The sequence below is a fragment of the Leifsonia sp. 2TAF2 genome (assembly GCF_052115085.1).
Lineage (GTDB): Bacteria > Actinomycetota > Actinomycetes > Actinomycetales > Microbacteriaceae > Leifsonia.
Genome location: NZ_JBFRFY010000001.1, coordinates 260,965 through 277,072 on the forward strand (window position 1 = coordinate 260,965; position 16,108 = coordinate 277,072).

The window sequence follows — 16,108 nt, forward strand, 5'->3', positions numbered from 1 at the left end:
CCGCCCGGGCGCGTCGCGTGCAATCTCTGCGGACTCGACGGCGCGGAGCAGACGGGGGGCTAGGCGCGCAGGGTGCGTGAGACCAGCGGGACGCCGGGGCGGTACGCGAGGTGGATATGACTGGGCGCGTCGAGCACGACGAGGTCGGCGCGGGCGCCCTGGCGCAGGTGGCCGACGTCGTCACGCCGCAGGGCCGCCGCGCCGCCGAGCGTCGCGGCCTGTAGCGCCTCGCCCGGCGTCAGTCCCATCTCCCGCACGGCCAGCGCGATGCAGAACGGCATCGATGAGGTGAACGACGAGCCGGGGTTGCAGTCGCTCGCCAGTGCGACCGTGGCACCGGCCTCCAGCAGCCGCCGCCCGGACGGATACGGATGCCGCGTCGAGAACTCGACCCCTGGTAGCAGCGTCGCGACCGTCCGCGAGGCGGCCAGCTGCTCCACGTCGCCGTCGCTCAGGTAGGTGCAGTGGTCGACGCTGGCCGCATCCAACTCGACCGCCAGGGCCACGCCCTCGCCGGGCCCGAGCTGGGCGGCGTGCAGCCGCACACCCAGTCCGCGCGCGGCGCCGGCGGTGAGGATGCGCCGCGACTGCTCGACGGTGAAGGCGCCGGTCTCGCAGAACGCGTCGATCCAGCGGGAGTGCGGCGCGCAGGCGTCCAGCATCGGGCCGGTGACGAGGTTCACGTACGCCTCGGGATCGTCGGCGTACTCGGCCGGGACCACATGCGCCCCCAGGTAGGTCGTCTCCTCCGTCACCTCGCGCGCCAGTCGCAGCAGCCGATCCTCATCGGCGACCGTCAATCCGTAGCCGCTCTTCACCTCGAACGTCGTGGTCCCCTGCGCGTGCAACTCTGCGACGAACCGCGCCAGACGGCTACGCAGCTCGGCGTCTGTCGCAGCCCGGGTCGCCGCCACCGTGGACCGTATGCCGCCCGCGGTATACGGTCGCCCCGCCATGCGCGCCTCGAACTCCGAAGCTCGGTCGCCACCGAACACAAGGTGTGTGTGCGAGTCGACGAAACCGGGGATCACCGCCGCGCCGTCGACCTCGACGATCTCGTCCGCATCCTCGCGTGGTGCCGAGGACGCCGGACCGGTCCAGGTCACGCGCCCGTCCACCGTCAGCACCGCGGCATCCCGGACGATCCCGAGCGGCCCGGGATGCGCGGGGTCGAACGTGACGAGCTCACCGATCCCGGTGATCAGGGTGGCAGTCATCGGTCGGCGGCCGCCTGCGCAGCGGCGTTCTCGCGCATCGGGATGCGGAGCCCGCGCTCCTCCGCGACCTCGACCGCGCGGGGGTAGCCCGCATCCACGTGTCGCATCACGCCGGTGCCCGGGTCGTTGATCAGCACACGTTCGATCTTTTCGGCCGCGAGCGGTGTGCCGTCGGCGACGACGACCTGTCCGGCGTGGATGCTGCGCCCGATCCCGACGCCGCCACCGTGGTGCAGCGAGACCCAGGTCGCTCCGGATGCGGTGTTCAGTAGGGCGTTCAGCAGCGGCCAGTCGGCGATCGCGTCCGAACCGTCCGCCATGGACTCGGTCTCCCGGTAGGGCGAGGCGACCGAGCCGGAATCCAGGTGGTCGCGCCCGATGACCACCGGAGCAGAGAGCTCGCCGGAGGCGACCATCTCGTTGAACTTGAGTCCCGCGAGGTGCCGCTCCTTGTATCCCAGCCAGCAGATCCGTGCGGGCAGCCCCTCGAAGTTCACCTTCTCGCCCGCCTGGGTGATCCAGCGACGCAGGTGCTCGTCCTCCGGGAAGAGCTCCAGCACGGCGCGGTCGGTGGCGGCGATGTCGGCCGGGTCGCCGGAGAGGGCCGCCCAGCGGAACGGTCCCTTGCCCTCGGCGAAGAGTGGACGGATGTAGGCCGGGACGAACCCCGGGAAATCGAACGCGCGGTCGTAGCCGCCGAGCTGCGCTTCGGTGCGGATGGAGTTGCCGTAGTCGAACACCTCGGCCCCCGCATCCTGGAAACCGACCATCGCCTCCACCTGCGCGGCCATCGAGCGGCGGGCGTCGTCGGTGAAGGCTTCGGGGTCGGCTGCGGCGCGCTCGCGCCACTCGTCCACCCCGTATCCGATCGGCAGGTAGCTGAGCGGGTCGTGGGCGCTCGTCTGGTCGGTGACGATGTCGATCGGGACGCCGCGGCGCAGCAGCTCGGGGAACACCTCGGCGGCGTTGCCGACCACGCCCACCGATACGGCACGACGCTGGTCCTTGGCGGCGAGGGACTGCGCGATGGCGTCGTCCAGGTCGTCGGCGAGCACATCCAGGTAGCCGTGGTCGAGGCGGCGCTGCAGTCGCGAGCGGTCCACATCCACGATCAGTACCGCGCCGCCATTCATCGTGACGGCGAGGGGCTGCGCGCCTCCCATGCCGCCGCAGCCGCCGGTGAGCGTGAGGGTTCCGGCGAGGGTGCCGCCGAATCGCTTGCGGGCGACCGCGCCGAAGGTCTCGTACGTGCCCTGCAGGATGCCCTGCGAGCCGATGTAGATCCAGGATCCTGCGGTCATCTGGCCGTACATCGTCAGCCCGAGCGCCTCCAGGCGGCGGAACTCGGGCCAGGTCGCCCAGTCGCCGACGAGGTTCGAGTTGGCGATCAGGACGCGCGGCGCCCACTCGTGCGTGCGGAAGACGCCGACGGGCTTGCCGGACTGCACCAGCAGGGTCTCGTCGGACTCCAGGTCGCGCAGGGTGCGGACGATCGCGTCGAACGCCTCCCAGCTGCGTGCGGCGCGGCCAGTGCCGCCGTAGACGACCAGGTCGTCGGGTCGCTCGGCGACGTCGGGGTCGAGGTTGTTCATGAGCATGCGCAGCGGGGCCTCCGTCTGCCAGCTCTTGGCGCTGAGCTCGGTGCCGCGTGCGGCGCGGACCGGTCGTGCTCCATCCATCGGTGGTTCCTCTCTGTCGCTCAGCCATCCGCTCCTGAGTTTTTCCGGCTATCAGCGGCGATTCGGCCGAAAAAATCAGGAGCTGTTGGCGTGGGGCCGTGTTGGGGGTCGGAAGGGTGAGGGGTTAGGGGAGGCGGGCGGCGGCCCGCAGGGCGCCGGAGGTGACGAGGGCGTACGCGGCCTCGATCTCCGGGGCGAGGTGACGGTCGGGTCCGGGGCCGGGCACGGTCTCGCGCAGGGCGGCGATCACGGCGCCGGTCGCGGGTCCGGGCTGCAGTGGTGCGCGCAGGTCGGCGCCGCGGGCGGCGGTCATGACCTCGATCGCAATGACGCGGGCGAGGCCGTCGACCGCACGGCGGAGCTTGCGGGCGGCCGCCCATCCCATCGACACGTGGTCCTCCTGCATGGCGGACGACGGGATGCTGTCCACTGACGCGGGTGCGGCCAGCCGCTTGAGCTCCGAGACGATGCCGGCGGCGGTGTACTGGGCGATCATGAGTCCGGAGTCCACGCCCACCTCGTGCGCCAGGAACGGCGGCAGCCCCTGGTTGCGGGCCGGGTCGAGGAAGCGGTCGGTGCGGCGCTCCGACATGCTGGCGACGTCCGCAGCGACGATGGCCAGGAAGTCGAGCACATACGCGACGGGCGCCCCGTGGAAGTTGCCGTTCGACTCGACCCTGCCATCCAGAGTGAGGACGGGGTTGTCGACGGCGGAGGCAAGCTCGCGACCGGCGACGAGCTCCGCGTGCGCGACGGTGTCGCGGGCGGCCCCGTGCACCTGCGGCGAGCAGCGCAGCGAGTAGGCATCCTGCACGCGGGTGCACTGCGGTCCCTTGTGGCTGGCGACGAGGGGGGATGCGGCGAGCAGCGCACGCAGGTTGGCGGCCGAGATCGCCTGCCCCGCCTGGGGCCGCAGCCGCTGCAGGTCGTCGGCGAAGACGGCGTCGGTGCCGAGCAGCGCCTCCACGCTCATCGCGGCGGCGATGTCGGCGTCGGTGAGCAGTCCGTTGAGGTCGTGGATGGCGAGCGTGAGCATCCCGAGCATCCCGTCGGTGCCATTGATGAGGGCGAGTCCCTCCTTCTCGGCGAGCACGACGGGTCGGATGCCCGCGGCGGCCAGCGCGTCGGCCGCATCCACCAGCTCGCCGTCGACGCGGACCGTGCCCTCTCCCATCGCGGCGAGTGCGCAGTGGGCGAGCGGCGCGAGGTCGCCCGAGCAGCCGAGCGATCCGTATTCGTGCACGATCGGGGTGATGCCGGCGTTGAGGAGGGCGGCGTAGGTCTCGACCGTCTCCGGCCGGGCTCCGGTGCGTCCGGTCATGAGGGTGGAGAGTCGCAGCAGCATGAGCGCACGGACGACCTCCCGCTCGACCTCGGGCCCGGACCCGGCGGCGTGCGAGCGCACGAGGCTCGCCTGCAGCTGCGCGCGGCGGTCGGCCGGGATGAACGTGGTGGCGAGAGCGCCGAACCCCGTCGAGATGCCGTAATGCGGTTCGGTGTCGTCGGCCAGGGCCTCGACGATGGCGCGGGAGGCGGCGACGCCGTCGAGCGCGGCAGGGTCGAGCTCGACGCGGGCGTCATGCCGGGCGACGGCGACGACGTCGGCGATGGTGAGGGGTCCGGCGCCGACGGTGACGGAGGTCTGGGTCTGGAGCATGTTCCGATACTCGCGCCGGGCGTTCTGGTGCGCCTCCGCTGTAGGCTCCTCGGTGTCCGGTATCCCAGACGAACGAGTGGAGAGGGGATGCGATGAGCAAGGTGCCCGCCGCCGAGAACACCCTCCGGGTGCTCGCGTACCTGGGCGCGCAGCGGGGGCCCGCTCCTGCCGCCGCCATCGCCACCGCTCTCGGGCTCCCGCGCTCGACGGTCTACCACCTGCTCGCCGTCCTGACCGAGCACGGCTTCGTGCTGCACTTTCCCGAAGCCCGGCGGTACGGCCTGGGCGTCGCCGCCTACGAGCTGTCGAGCGCCTTCTCCCGCCAGCAGCCCCTCAGCCGGCTCGGCCGGCCGATCGTTGCGGCCCTGGTCGACGCCATCGGCGAGTCCGGCCACGTCGCCGTGCTGCACGGCCGGGACGTCGTCTACATCGTCGAGGAGCGCGCGCCCCGGCGGCCGCGGCTGGTGACGGATGTCGGCGTGCGGCTCCCGGCGCACCTCACTGCGAGTGGACGGGCGCTCCTCGCTACGCTCCCGCGGGAGCAGTTGCGCGCGCTGTACCCGGATTCGGACGCGTTCGAGGACCGCACCGGCTCCGGCCCGCACTCATACGCCGAGCTCCGCCGCGTCGTCACCGAGGCGCGGGAGCGCGGCTACGCGACCGAGGACGGCGACGTCACACCGGGCTTCGCCTCGGTCGCGGTGTCCGTGCGCGACCATGCGGGGTGGCCTGCCGCGGGGATCGCCGTCACGTTCCCGCGCGACAACGTGCCGCCCGGGGGATGGGATGCGCTGGCCGTCCGCGTGCGTGAGGCGGCCGCCGAGCTCTCCCGGCGCATCCGGGGTAGCTGACGGCCCACCCCGTCAGTGGGTCGCGACCGAGAGCGCCTTCGCGTAGCAGACCGAGAACTCGTCGCCGACGTACGGGCCGAAGTTGGGGATGCGCGCGTAGCCGGCCCGCTCGTACAGCGCGATCGCGGCGTGCTGCAGCGGGCCGGTCTCCAGGCGGATTTCCGGCACGCCGGCATCCGCTGCGGCAGCCTCCAGCGCCCCCAGCAGCGAGCGCGCGAGCCCGCGACCGCGAGCATCCTCGTGGACGAACATCCGCTTGAGCTCGGCGTTCGGCTCGCCGTCGGCCGCGCTCACGACCAAGCCGGCCATCCCCAGTGCCCGCCCATCCACGCGCGCGACGAACACCGTGACTCCGGGCTTCTCGAGCTCGGAGACGTCGAGGAGGTAGCAGCTGTCGGCCGGATACAACGCGAACGCGAACTCGTCGCTCAGCCGCAGGAGCTCCTCCACCTCAGGCTGACGGGGAGGCTCCGGTCGGATCTGGATCGACATGCATCGATCGTATCCGCGCGATGTTTCGGTGAAATCACGCCCGCGCAGGCGTGCGATTCTCGGCGCTGACCATCCACGCGAACTGCTCGAGCCGCTCGATGATCGCGTGCAGGAGGTCGGCCGAGGTCGGGTCCTCCTCGTCGACGTCGTCGTGGACGTCGCGCATCGTCCGCACCACCGCTTCGAGGCGCTCGGTGATCAGATCGACCGTCTCGGTGGTGTCCACCTCGCCGTTGGGGAACTCCGGCAGACTCGTCTGCTCGGCGACCGTCGCGCTGCGCCCGTCCGGGGTCGCGTGGAGCGCACGGAGACGCTCGGCGACGTCGTCGCTGAACTCGCGGGCGGCCTCGACTATCTCATCCAGCTGCAGGTGGAGGTCGCGGAAGTTGCGTCCCACCACGTTCCAGTGCGCCTGCTTGCCCTGCAGGTGCAGCTCGATCAGGTCGACATGCACGCGCTGGAGATTCTGGGCGAGTTCGGTGGAGGCGACGAAGCCGTGCTCGGCGTGCTCACGGCGGGTCGGTGCCACGCCGACGGCGGCAGTGCGGCGCACGGCGGCGGTCTTCGGTGCGCCCTTCGGCGCGGCCTTCTTGGTGCTCGTCTTGGTCTGGCTGGTGGCCACGATGGGTCCCTTCTGTTCGATGGACACCGCAGACGATAGGCCGGGGACGGCGCTTGCGGAACCGGGTTGACAGTGTCGGAAAACCCTTGGCACTCTCTAGTCGAGAGTGCTAATATCTGTGGTCGCAAAGAGAGCGCAAAGGTGCTCTCACCAGCAGTTACTCGAGAAGAAAGGGGTACATCCAATGGCCATGTCGTTTGATCCTTTCTCCCAGCTGGACCGGATCGCACAGAGCGTCTTCGACACCAGCCGCCAGCCGCGTCTGATGCCGGTCGACCTCTTCCGTGAGGGGGATCGCTACGTCCTGAACGCCGACCTGCCGGGCGCGGACCCGGCGTCGGTCGACATCGACGTCGACGGCCACCTGCTCACCATTCGTGCGGTGCGCAGCGCGGCCGACCGCGACGGGGCGCGCTGGCTCGCCCAGGAGCGCCCGTACGGTGCATACATGCGGCAGTTCACCATCGGCGACGACGTCGACCCGGACGGCATCACCGCCTCGTACGACAACGGCGTGCTCAGCGTGATCATCCCGGTCGCCGAGCGGGCCAAGCCGCGCAAGATCGCGGTGGAGTCGTCGCACGACAGCGGTGCTAAGGCGGTCTCAGCCGGCTGAGGTCCCCGCCGGCTGATCGCAACCAACCGGACCAGCGCACGAGGGCGCGTCGTCAGGCGGCGGCGCGCCCTCGCGCCACCCACTCCAGCCGCCGCAGCGTCTCGGCGTTGCGAACGTGCAGCAAGGCGTCGGCGATGGGCTTCGGGATGAGCGTGACGAGCCCGGTGTGCGGGTACTCCTCCATGCGCACGATGCAGCCGCCGGCGCGCGGCTTGACGTCGACGATCACGCGTTCGGAGCCGAACGGCCGGGTCTTCGCCTCGAGCACCATCCGGCGGGGCGGATCCCACTCGTCGATGCGGGTCGCGTCGTTGAGGACGAGCGGCCAGACCCCGATGGAGTGGTGCAGGCGGGAGCCGACAGCCGGGTAGCGGCTGTCCGCGGCGCGTAGGCGGGACGCCCCGACCACCCACGTCGGGTACACCCAGGGGTCGGCGAGGACGGCGAAGACCTGCTCTGGCGTGCAGGCCATACGGCGGACGTTGACGGACATCTGATCACTGCTCCCGGCTGATGGGCGGATGGAGGGAATCGGGGACGAGCGGCGGCGCGGCGGAGGAGAAGGTCTGATCCGGGGCTGGTGCAAGGTCGGGCATCCGGCTGATACCGAACTCGTGGCGCAGCGCGCTGCGTGCGGCGTAGTAGCCGCCGAGTCCGTGCACGCCGGGGCCCGGCGCCGCGGATGCGGAGGCCAGGTAGAGGCCACGACCCGGCATCCGCCAGGGATCAGGGGAGAGGACGGGGCGCGCGATCAGCTGCCCGAAGTCGGGTGCCCCCGCCGAGATGTCGCCCCCGATGTAGTTCGGGTTGTGCTGCTCCATCTGGACGGCGTTCATGGTCGACGTCCCGATGATCAGGTCGCGGAAGCCCGGGGCGAACTGCTCGATGCGGCGGATGATCGCCTCGGTCTGGTCCTCCGTGGAGCCGCGGGGAACGTGGGTGTAGGTCCACAGCACGTGCTTGCCCGCCGGAGCGCGGGTGGGGTCGAACAGCGAGGGCTGCGAGACGAGCACATAGGGCGGGTTGCTGTGGCGGCCGGCCGCGACCTCCCGCTCGGCCCGAGCGACCTCCCCCTGAGAGCCGCCGAGGTGGACGGTGCCGGTCTCGAACAGTTCCGGGTTCGTCCACGGCACCGGGCCGGAGAGCGCGAAGTCGGCCTTGAAGACGCCGTTGCCGTCTCGGAACCGGGACACCTTCGCCAGGTACCCGGCCGCGAGCCGATCCTCGCCGAGGCGGGCCGCCGCCTTGACGTGCGTGTCGAACACGACGATGCGGGATTCCGGCAGCTCCGCCAGCGAGTCGACCGGCGTATCCGTCACGATCTCGCCCCCGTGGGCCTCGATGTCGGCCACCATGGCATTCGCGATCGACTGGCTGCCGCCGACCGGGATGGGCCAGCCGCGGGCATGCGCGTACGTCGCGAGGGTCAGCCCGGCGGCCGCGCCCGCGACGCTCGGCAGCGGGAGGGTCGTGTGCGCGAAGACTCCCGCGAGCAGGGCGCCGGGAGCTTCGGTGCGGAACGGGATGTCCCACCAGGGGCCGCCCAGAGCGAACGCGCTCAGCCCGAACCGGGCAGCGACGAGAGGATGCCGGGGCACCTGGAGCAGCGCCGACCCGGTGAACTGGGCGACCGCGTCCGCCTCGCGGACCAGCGGACCCAGCAGGGCCCGCCACGCGGGCCCGTCCACGCCCAACCCGTCGACCGTCCGCTCGAGATCGAGGTAGGCCATGGCCACGCGGCCGCCCTCGAGCGGATTGCCGTACGAGGCCGTCGGAACCACGAAGCGCACGCGCTTGTCGAGGCCGAAGCGGCGGAAGAAGCCGGATGCGAAGGCCAGTGGATGCACGGCGGAGCAGATGTCGTGCCGGAACCCTGGCAGGGTCAGCTCCTCGGTGCGGAGGCCGCCGCCGATCGTGGCGTTGCGCTCGTGTACCCGAACGGACAGCCCGGCGCGAGCGAGCGTCACAGCAGCGGAGAGCCCGTTCGGGCCCGAGCCGATCACGACGGCGTCGAGCCGATTCGCCGAGGAGGACGTCATACCCCCTGTATACCCCGTCGCCGCATCCCCGCCGAGGGCGATGGGCAGCCCGTTCTCAGCATCCATGCAGTATCGTTGAAAGGTCGGCTCTTGACACTGCGCGATCTGCGTAGATGGGTTTGTAAGTCAAGTGGGCCGGTTCTGCACCCGATCAGCGGTGCAGATCACACAATCGTGAACGGCCCCGGACAGTGTTCGCCCGGGATTCATACGGTGCGCTTCGGCGTGCCGCCGCGCACTCGACATGAACCCAGGAAGAACATCCATGCCCGGATATAACAACGACCGACGATCGCAGCAGCCGTCCAGAGGCGGAGCGCCCAAGAACGGCAGCCGCAGCCCCAAGCACCGCGGCTACCGCGCCGAGGAGCCCGCGGACGGCAAGAAGGCCCGCTGGAGCGCGGAGGACCGCGCCGCTCGCGGCCGTACCGTCTACGGCTCGCGCGACGACAACGCCGGCCGCGCCCGCGGCGAGCGCCCCAACTGGGAGCCCCGCGGCAAGGATGCCCGCCGCACCGAGCGCGTGTGGGAAGAGCGCGCGCCGCGCCAGGACCGTCCGCGCCGTGACGCCGACGACCGCCCGCGTCGTCAGTTCGACGACCGCGCTGAGCGTCCGCGTCGTGACTTCGGTGACCGGACGGAGCGTCCGCGCCGTGACGCCGACGAGCGTCCGCGTCGTTCGTTCGATGACCGTGCCCAGCGTCCGCGTCGTGACTTCGGTGACCGCACCGAGCGTCCGCGCCGTGACGCCGACGAGCGTCCGCGTCGTTCGTTCGATGACCGTGCCGACCGTCCGCGTCGTGACTTCGGTGACCGCACCGAGCGTCCCCGTCGTGACGCCGACGAGCGACCGCGCCGTTCCTTCGACGACCGTGCCGAGCGTCCTCGCCGTGACTTCGCCGAGCGTCCGCGTCGCGAGTACGACGACCGCCCGCGCCGTCAGTTCGACGACCGTGCCGAGCGTCCCCGTCGTGACTTCGGTGACCGCACGGAGCGCCCCCGTCGCGACGCCGACGAGCGTCCGCGTCGCGAGTCCTCGTTCTACCCGTCGCGTGACGAGAAGCCGGCCTTCCAGCCGACCGACGACGTCGTGCTCGAGCGCCTCCAGGCCGACGCCATCCAAGCGGAGGACGTCGAGGGTGTGAGCTTCGCCGACCTCGGACTCGGCGGCAACATCGTCCGCGCGCTCGCCGAGCTCGGTGCCGAGAAGCCGTTCCCGATCCAGGCGGCCACCCTCCCCGACGTTCTCGCCGGCAAGGATGTGCTCGGCCGCGGCCGCACCGGCTCCGGCAAGACCATCGCCTTCGGCGCCCCCCTCGTGGAGCGCCTCATGCAGCAGTGGGCCGAACAGGGCAAGGCCGGCGGCAAGCGCCAGTTCGGGCGTGCGCCGCGTGCGCTCATCCTCGCTCCGACCCGCGAGCTGGCGCTGCAGATCGACCGCACCGTCCAGCCCATCGCCCGCAGCGTCGGCCTCTTCACCACGCAGATCTACGGCGGTGTTCCGCAGGGCCGCCAGGTCGGCGCTCTGCAGCGCGGCGTGGACATCGTGATCGGCACCCCGGGCCGCATCGAGGACCTCGTCGAGCAGGGCCGTCTCGACCTCAGCGAGGTCATGGTCACCGTCCTCGACGAGGCCGACCACATGTGCGACCTCGGCTTCCTCGAGCCGGTGCAGCGCATCCTGCGCCAGACCTCCGAGGGTGGCCAGAAGCTGCTGTTCTCGGCGACCCTCGACTCGGGTGTGGCGCAGCTGGTGGACGAGTTCCTCGTCGACCCGGCCGTGCACGAGGTGGCGGGCGAGGACCAGGCGTCCTCGACCATCGACCACCGCGTGCTCGTGATCGAGCACCGCGACAAGGGCGCCATCATCGAACAGCTCGCCGACCGCGAGGGGAAGACCCTGGTCTTCGCCCGCACCCGTGCGTTCGCCGAGATGCTCGCCGAACAGCTGGACGACGCCGGTATCCCGGCCGTCAGCCTCCACGGCGACCTCAACCAGTCGCGCCGTACCCGCAACCTGGCCCAGCTGACCAGCGGCCGCGTGAACGTGCTGGTGGCAACGGATGTCGCCGCCCGCGGCATCCACGTGGACGACATCGACCTGGTCATCCAGGCCGACGCCCCGGACGAGTACAAGACGTACCTGCACCGCTCCGGCCGCACCGGCCGCGCCGGCAAGCAGGGCACCGTCATCACCCTTATCCCGCGTCAGCGTCAGCGTCGCATGTCCGAGCTGCTCGGCCGCGCCGAGATCGAGGCCGACTTCGTGCCCACCGCTCCCGGCGACGACATCCTGCTGACCTTCGGGCAGTAATCCCGTCGTACGTCTTCCGCCCGCCCGCGAGTCTCCAGCTCGCGGGCGGGCGGACGTCGTTAACGGCGCACGGCAACGGACACTCTGCGGTCAAGCAAAAACAGCCCATGCTCGATACGATATTTTTGGTAAGAACATGAGTTCTGGATGAAAGGTGGCCTCCTATGGCTGTTATTAGTGTTACCCCCGAAGAGCTGAAGACCCAGGCCGCGGTCTATCTCCACGCCAAGGACGAGATCGAGTCTGCTGTTCAGAAGGTGAGCAGCATGAACAGCACGATCGCCGAAGAGTGGAAGGGTGCTGCGTTCGAGGCATACCTCGTTCAGTACGAGCAGCTGTACAAGAACGTCCAGCAGTTCGAGGAGCTCCTCGCGAGCATCAACCAGCAGCTGAACAAGTACGCGGACACGGTGGCAGATCGCGATAAGCAGGATGCCCAGAGCTTCGGTTTCTGAGCTCAGCCGCGTCTTGCGACGGGTGCGTACGGCTGCGATGACCCTGCTTCTTGCGGTTGGTCTCGTTTCGTTCGCTTCCGCTGCCCCCCGAGCCGAGGCTGATACCGGCGTCGGCTCGGGGGGTGACGGTAGCCTTCAGCTGATCCCTGACGTCATCACCAACTCAGGCGTGAGCGCCGGAGGCTCGAACGAGTTCCCTGTGAAGGCCGAACTGTTCTTGCCGGCCATGGATCAACGGGCCAAGAATCGCGAGACGGCCGCAGCGGCGATCACCGCACCAATCCACACCGTCAGCTTCACTCCCCACCTGAACCCGCTCTTCGCCCGCGACAACGCGGAAGTGCGACGTCACCTCTTCACCGATTACACACCCCAAGCCCTCCCCAGCACCGGCGTCGACAGCGCTGCCCGGAGCAGCGATCTCTGGATGACCATCATGGTGGTGGCTGCGTTGCTGATCATCGTTCTGGCCGTGCTCCTGGGGCGAAAGAACGCCGCGAGAAGAATGAGCAAACATGCCAGAGCGACACGTTAACGTCAGCATCGAGCTGAACAAGCAACAACTCGACCTTCGCGTGCCTGTCGCCGTCACCCTTGCGAGGCTGAGCGAGCTGATCGCTCGCGTGCTCCAGGAGCACAACATCGCCATGCCGCCAGACTGGCACCTGCGGCTCAAAGACAAGCCGATCGCGCTTGGCGACTTCGACGTCATCGGCGACTTCCCCGTCGGCGAGGGGGACGTGTTCACCGTCGTCACAGCCTAAGACGCTCCTCGCCGCAGCTCCCATGACCATGGCGCTTGAGTGGAGACCTACGCCCCTCCATCGCCGACCGAACGCAACTACTCGCCCGGGGCGAATACGCCCCGAGAATCACCGTTGAATCACTGCGCCGGGCCTATCTGCCCCCGGCAAACGCTCGCTGCGCGCCTGGATCAGCTCGCTCAGGTCTTTCGCCACTCGATCAGGAGCGCTGACGGCGCCACGGTCCTGCTTCAACGCTCCGGCCTCGACGACCCAACGCTGCCGCTGCGCGATCAAACGAACGATCTCGCCGTCCAAAGCGTCGATCTCCGCGCGCACAGCTCAATACCGAGCCCTGACACACCACCAACCTTAGGGCTGCGAACGTGACCAACCGCGTCGAGCGTCACCATCCCGACTCTGACATCCACCGAACGACAACGCGGAACGACGGGTCACGAGTGCAAGCGACCTCACGGCGTCGTCCCAGTCGCGGGCTCGTTCTTCTTCCGCCGAAGTGCGAGCCAGCAGACGAGAGCACCAATGAGAGAGCCAGCGGCGAAGAGCACGAGCCACCTGTAGTCGAACCACGCTGCGGCAGTGGGCTCGGCCACAGGAGTCCGGTCCGTAGTCGTCACCGGGCTGGCGAAGGCGTCGTAGATCGTCGCGGGGTCCGCACCCGTCGCGCGGGTGTTGGAGAACACCGTGGCGAAGCGTTTGCTGTATTCGCTGCTGACCGCCAGGTCACCGGTTCCGGTAGCGACCGTACCCTTCATCGCGTCCAGGACGGCCTGTGTGTCGGCCTTCGTCTTCGTCACGCCGGCGACCAGCTCGTCGAACTCGGCCGAGTTGTCGGTGATGATCTCAGCGCTGGCAGCGACGCTCTTGGCGCTCTGACTAGTCGCGGCAACCAGGCTCGACAAGCTCTCGTAGAGGGCGGGACCCGTCCGCTCGTCGAGGTAGAGCTCCGCCTTGCCCGACTCCTGCCCGCTCCACGGGATGGTGCTCAGCTGGATGACAGAATTGGAGTTCTGCTCCCACTGGGAAGGCGCCGCACTGATGCTCGCCATGGCCTTTGTGTACCAGGAATTCAGCTGAGCGACTGAATCCGAAAAGTAGGTCTCGGGCAAGGGCGGGACGGTAAGTGTGTGAATATTGGCGGAAATACCGTGGAGCTGTTCCTCCGCCGCCATGATCTGCGCGACTATCGCAGCGATGTGCTGCTCCCCGAGGGTCTTGAAGGCGGCGACATCTCCGTCGCTCAATCGTTCGGCGATCTTCGACGCGTCGATGCTGCCGTATCGGTTGAACACAGACTCGGTGCTGTGTGTACGGAACTGGCCCGTGGCGACGAGAGTCGCGCTGAACTCTTCGAACGATTCTTCAGGGCCTCCGTACAGGAAGTGCAGCAGATCGGCCGCCGACTGGACGTTTCCGAGGTAGGCGGTGATGGCGGCGAAGTCCTCCCCGCCGATCTTCTCCTTGGTCGGGCTCGAAGGATCGAGCAGATAGACGTCGGCTCCCAGGCTTTCCGGTGCGGGTGGAGTTGCCGGCGCGATGTCCTGAGCCGTGTAGGCGACGGTTGCGCTCCCTGTGAGGCCTCCCAGGTCGATGTCATACGTGACCGTGACCGTCAGCGGGTCGGTGCCGACGGTGTTGTCGACGGTGGTCGTCCCTGCCTCGCGGTCGATACTGACGCAATCAGGAGCGATGGCTGGACAGACGTCGGCGGGTGAGCCGAGATCCACCGTCACCTCGGTGAGGTGGAGAGTGGGGGGCACCGCGACGTTCACCGCGTACCGCGCACCGGCGGGCACTGTCACAGGGAGGCTCTTCGTGACGGATGGGGCAGGGGAGCTCGCAGCTGGATACACAAGGTGCAGGCTCGGTGAGCTGGTGCCGGGCGCTTCTCCATACTTTCGGATGAGATCGAGGCGGCGGAGGAACGCGGCCGTGTCAAAGGCGGTATTACTCTGCAACTCAGCCAGGAGTTCCGAGTATTGCGCGGGGTCGGTCGGGATGGTGTCGACGAGGTTCCTGATCCTCTCTTCGTAGGCGCTCACAGCCGTGGCGGTCGAGTCGGTGTCGAAGCTGCTGGCCACCTTCTGGGCCAGCGCCTGCCTCGCCAGGGTTTCCGTCAGTGCGGAACCGGTGTCGACGTTGTAGTTCGAGTCATCGACGGGCATCTCGATGCCGAAGTATTCCTTGAGAAGAGCGGTCTCCAACTGCTCCAGCTGGCTCATGGCCTCGATGGTGGCGTTCTGCTGGTTCAGCAAGACACCGCTCACGCTTGCGGCGCGTGCGTTGTAGTCGACGGCGAGCTCGTTGTATTCGTCTACCTTCTTGACGAGGGTCGCGAGCACACCGGTGCGGTTGCCGTCTTTGTCGTAGGACGAGAAGCCGTTGAAGCCGCTCCAGGCGCCATTGCCCGCGATCAGCCCGTCGACGTGGTCGGAGAACTCCTTGTCGTAGAAGCCCTTGTCGGACGCTCCCTGATCGGAGATCGCCGTGTTCCCGTTGGTCACGTTCGTGCGGGCGATGTCCTCCTGCTGGGCGAAGTACTCGGTGAGGGAGGGCTGTTGGCGGCCGAGCGAGTCGCCGATGGAGGTCAGCGTGTCAGTAGTGCTGTTGGTGAAGCCGTTCTGCGCGGAGATCCAGCCCGAGTTCAGCTTCTGAAGGATGCCGGCGAGGCTCACGCTGCTCTCGTAGCGCTTGCCCGTCGTCTCGAGATCGGGGTAGAGCGAGCCGGACAGTTTGTCGACAAGGGCGGATTCGCTTGCGACGACGGCGCTCATATTCACCTGTGCTCCGGAGACGTTGCCGGCGATGCTCGCGAAATACATCTTCACGACGCGCGTGTTGAAATCGCGAAGAATCGAGAATACCTCGTTCTGCAGGCGCTGGTGGGACAGCTCGCCATCGGCCACCACCTTGTAGTCGATGGCGGCTTTGACCGGATTGATGTCCTGAAACGTCAGGATGTCGCGGGAGAACGACTGCGGGAGGACGATCACCGCGCTGACCGTTTTGTCGGCGTAGGCGTTCTCGGCGACGGCACGTGAGACGACCTGCCAATCGTACGTGCTGTCGTTCGAGACCAGGCTGACGAAGTCCTTGCCGAACAGGTAATTCGCGCCGTTGAACGCTGACGGCTGATCTTCGTTCACCAGCGCGATTGTGGGCATCGTCGACGGGCGGCTGGCGGTTGCTGCGCCTGATGGGTTGGTCGAGGCAACCATCAGCGCGGCCAGAGCCACCGTCACCAGCGCGACCAGAAGCTTCTTCAACATGGCTGCTCTCCTGCGGGGTGTTGCCGCCGGCACGGTACCGGCGTTGCTTCGGCTTCCGTTCGGGACCGGAACGGCCAGAAGGTGACCTTATCAGGATGTGAGATGTCAGATGTCGATAGGGTCATTTCTAACG

At 68.8% G+C, this 16,108-nt stretch carries 15 protein-coding genes; 6 read left to right on the plus strand and 9 right to left on the minus strand.

The annotated features are described in order from the left end of the window. Nucleotides 1-59 precede the first annotated feature (59 nt). From hutI to hutH, 3 genes are all read right to left on the minus strand, one after another. The gene (hutI, locus tag AB4Z18_RS01250; protein ID WP_441780888.1) at nucleotides 60-1,217 is read right to left on the minus strand and encodes an imidazolonepropionase; all 1,158 of its coding nucleotides are present in this window, start codon (nucleotides 1,215-1,217) and stop codon (nucleotides 60-62) included. Further along, nucleotides 1,214-2,896: a urocanate hydratase gene (gene hutU, locus AB4Z18_RS01255; RefSeq protein ID WP_441780889.1), complete on the minus strand. Its 1,683-nt coding sequence runs from the start codon at nucleotides 2,894-2,896 to the stop codon at nucleotides 1,214-1,216. The genes hutI and hutU overlap by 4 nt, the downstream gene beginning before the upstream one ends. 124 nt (nucleotides 2,897-3,020) lie before the next feature. Next, on the minus strand, nucleotides 3,021-4,553 hold the full coding sequence (gene hutH, locus AB4Z18_RS01260) for a histidine ammonia-lyase (RefSeq protein ID WP_441780890.1): 1,533 nt from the start codon (nucleotides 4,551-4,553) through the stop codon (nucleotides 3,021-3,023). Nucleotides 4,554-4,645: 92 nt separating this feature from the next. On the opposite strand from hutH, the gene AB4Z18_RS01265 reads away from it, so the two are divergent. Further along, nucleotides 4,646-5,404: an IclR family transcriptional regulator gene (locus AB4Z18_RS01265; protein ID WP_441780891.1), complete on the plus strand. Its 759-nt coding sequence runs from the start codon at nucleotides 4,646-4,648 to the stop codon at nucleotides 5,402-5,404. A 12-nt stretch (nucleotides 5,405-5,416) separates the two neighbouring features. Here the strand turns inward: AB4Z18_RS01265 and AB4Z18_RS01270 are convergent, their stop codons facing one another. Both AB4Z18_RS01270 and AB4Z18_RS01275 read right to left on the minus strand, forming a co-directional pair. Beyond that, nucleotides 5,417-5,896 (minus strand): GNAT family N-acetyltransferase, encoded by a 480-nt coding sequence (locus AB4Z18_RS01270; RefSeq protein ID WP_441780892.1) that lies wholly within the window; start codon nucleotides 5,894-5,896, stop codon nucleotides 5,417-5,419. A 34-nt stretch (nucleotides 5,897-5,930) separates the two neighbouring features. Next, nucleotides 5,931-6,449: a Dps family protein gene (locus AB4Z18_RS01275; RefSeq protein ID WP_441782955.1), complete on the minus strand. Its 519-nt coding sequence runs from the start codon at nucleotides 6,447-6,449 to the stop codon at nucleotides 5,931-5,933. Nucleotides 6,450-6,702: 253 nt separating this feature from the next. Between AB4Z18_RS01275 and AB4Z18_RS01280 the strand changes: the two genes are divergently transcribed. Further along, nucleotides 6,703-7,134 carry an Hsp20/alpha crystallin family protein gene (locus AB4Z18_RS01280; protein ID WP_441780893.1) on the plus strand — a complete coding sequence of 144 codons (432 nt, stop codon included), beginning with the start codon at nucleotides 6,703-6,705 and terminating at the stop codon, nucleotides 7,132-7,134. A gap of 52 nt (nucleotides 7,135-7,186) precedes the next feature. Here AB4Z18_RS01280 and AB4Z18_RS01285 read toward each other — a convergent pair whose 3' ends face one another. Together AB4Z18_RS01285 and AB4Z18_RS01290 are read right to left on the minus strand one after the other, a co-directional pair. Next, entirely contained in the window at nucleotides 7,187-7,627 is a 441-nt protein-coding gene (locus AB4Z18_RS01285) for an SRPBCC family protein (RefSeq protein WP_441780894.1), read from the minus strand. A 4-nt stretch (nucleotides 7,628-7,631) separates the two neighbouring features. Beyond that, nucleotides 7,632-9,173 carry a phytoene desaturase family protein gene (locus tag AB4Z18_RS01290; RefSeq protein WP_441782956.1) on the minus strand — a complete coding sequence of 514 codons (1,542 nt, stop codon included), beginning with the start codon at nucleotides 9,171-9,173 and terminating at the stop codon, nucleotides 7,632-7,634. A gap of 265 nt (nucleotides 9,174-9,438) precedes the next feature. Here AB4Z18_RS01290 and AB4Z18_RS01295 point away from each other — a divergent pair, with 265 nt between their 5' ends. From AB4Z18_RS01295 to AB4Z18_RS01310, 4 genes are all read left to right on the plus strand, one after another. Beyond that, complete coding sequence (locus AB4Z18_RS01295; protein ID WP_441780895.1) at nucleotides 9,439-11,487, plus strand: DEAD/DEAH box helicase; 2,049 nt, start codon at nucleotides 9,439-9,441, stop codon at nucleotides 11,485-11,487. A 164-nt stretch (nucleotides 11,488-11,651) separates the two neighbouring features. After that, on the plus strand, nucleotides 11,652-11,942 hold the full coding sequence (locus AB4Z18_RS01300) for a WXG100 family type VII secretion target (RefSeq protein ID WP_441780896.1): 291 nt from the start codon (nucleotides 11,652-11,654) through the stop codon (nucleotides 11,940-11,942). A 37-nt stretch (nucleotides 11,943-11,979) separates the two neighbouring features. Beyond that, nucleotides 11,980-12,477 carry a hypothetical protein gene (locus AB4Z18_RS01305; RefSeq protein ID WP_441780897.1) on the plus strand — a complete coding sequence of 166 codons (498 nt, stop codon included), beginning with the start codon at nucleotides 11,980-11,982 and terminating at the stop codon, nucleotides 12,475-12,477. After that, nucleotides 12,458-12,706, plus strand: a complete 249-nt coding sequence (locus AB4Z18_RS01310; RefSeq protein ID WP_441780898.1) for an EsaB/YukD family protein — start codon at nucleotides 12,458-12,460, stop codon at nucleotides 12,704-12,706. The genes AB4Z18_RS01305 and AB4Z18_RS01310 overlap by 20 nt, the downstream gene beginning before the upstream one ends. Nucleotides 12,707-12,814: 108 nt before the next feature. On the opposite strand, the gene AB4Z18_RS01315 is transcribed toward AB4Z18_RS01310, so the two are convergent. Further along, entirely contained in the window at nucleotides 12,815-13,024 is a 210-nt protein-coding gene (locus AB4Z18_RS01315) for a chorismate mutase (protein ID WP_441780899.1), read from the minus strand. 134 nt (nucleotides 13,025-13,158) lie between these two features. Then, nucleotides 13,159-15,975: a type VII secretion protein EsaA gene (esaA, locus tag AB4Z18_RS01320; protein ID WP_441780900.1), complete on the minus strand. Its 2,817-nt coding sequence runs from the start codon at nucleotides 15,973-15,975 to the stop codon at nucleotides 13,159-13,161. Between the last annotated feature and the right edge of the window lie 133 nt (nucleotides 15,976-16,108).

Coding starts and splice junctions, on each gene's coding strand:
- hutI (WP_441780888.1), bottom strand. CDS start 1,217: ATGACTGCCACCCTGATCACCGGGATCGGTGAGCTCGTCACGTTCGAC.
- hutU (WP_441780889.1), bottom strand. CDS start 2,896: ATGGATGGAGCACGACCGGTCCGCGCCGCACGCGGCACCGAGCTCAGC.
- hutH (WP_441780890.1), bottom strand. CDS start 4,553: ATGCTCCAGACCCAGACCTCCGTCACCGTCGGCGCCGGACCCCTCACC.
- AB4Z18_RS01265 (WP_441780891.1), top strand. CDS start 4,646: ATGAGCAAGGTGCCCGCCGCCGAGAACACCCTCCGGGTGCTCGCGTAC.
- AB4Z18_RS01270 (WP_441780892.1), bottom strand. CDS start 5,896: ATGTCGATCCAGATCCGACCGGAGCCTCCCCGTCAGCCTGAGGTGGAG.
- AB4Z18_RS01280 (WP_441780893.1), top strand. CDS start 6,703: ATGGCCATGTCGTTTGATCCTTTCTCCCAGCTGGACCGGATCGCACAG.
- AB4Z18_RS01285 (WP_441780894.1), bottom strand. CDS start 7,627: ATGTCCGTCAACGTCCGCCGTATGGCCTGCACGCCAGAGCAGGTCTTC.
- AB4Z18_RS01290 (WP_441782956.1), bottom strand. CDS start 9,173: ATGACGTCCTCCTCGGCGAATCGGCTCGACGCCGTCGTGATCGGCTCG.
- AB4Z18_RS01295 (WP_441780895.1), top strand. CDS start 9,439: ATGCCCGGATATAACAACGACCGACGATCGCAGCAGCCGTCCAGAGGC.
- AB4Z18_RS01300 (WP_441780896.1), top strand. CDS start 11,652: ATGGCTGTTATTAGTGTTACCCCCGAAGAGCTGAAGACCCAGGCCGCG.
- AB4Z18_RS01305 (WP_441780897.1), top strand. CDS start 11,980: ATGACCCTGCTTCTTGCGGTTGGTCTCGTTTCGTTCGCTTCCGCTGCC.
- AB4Z18_RS01310 (WP_441780898.1), top strand. CDS start 12,458: ATGCCAGAGCGACACGTTAACGTCAGCATCGAGCTGAACAAGCAACAA.
- esaA (WP_441780900.1), bottom strand. CDS start 15,975: ATGTTGAAGAAGCTTCTGGTCGCGCTGGTGACGGTGGCTCTGGCCGCG.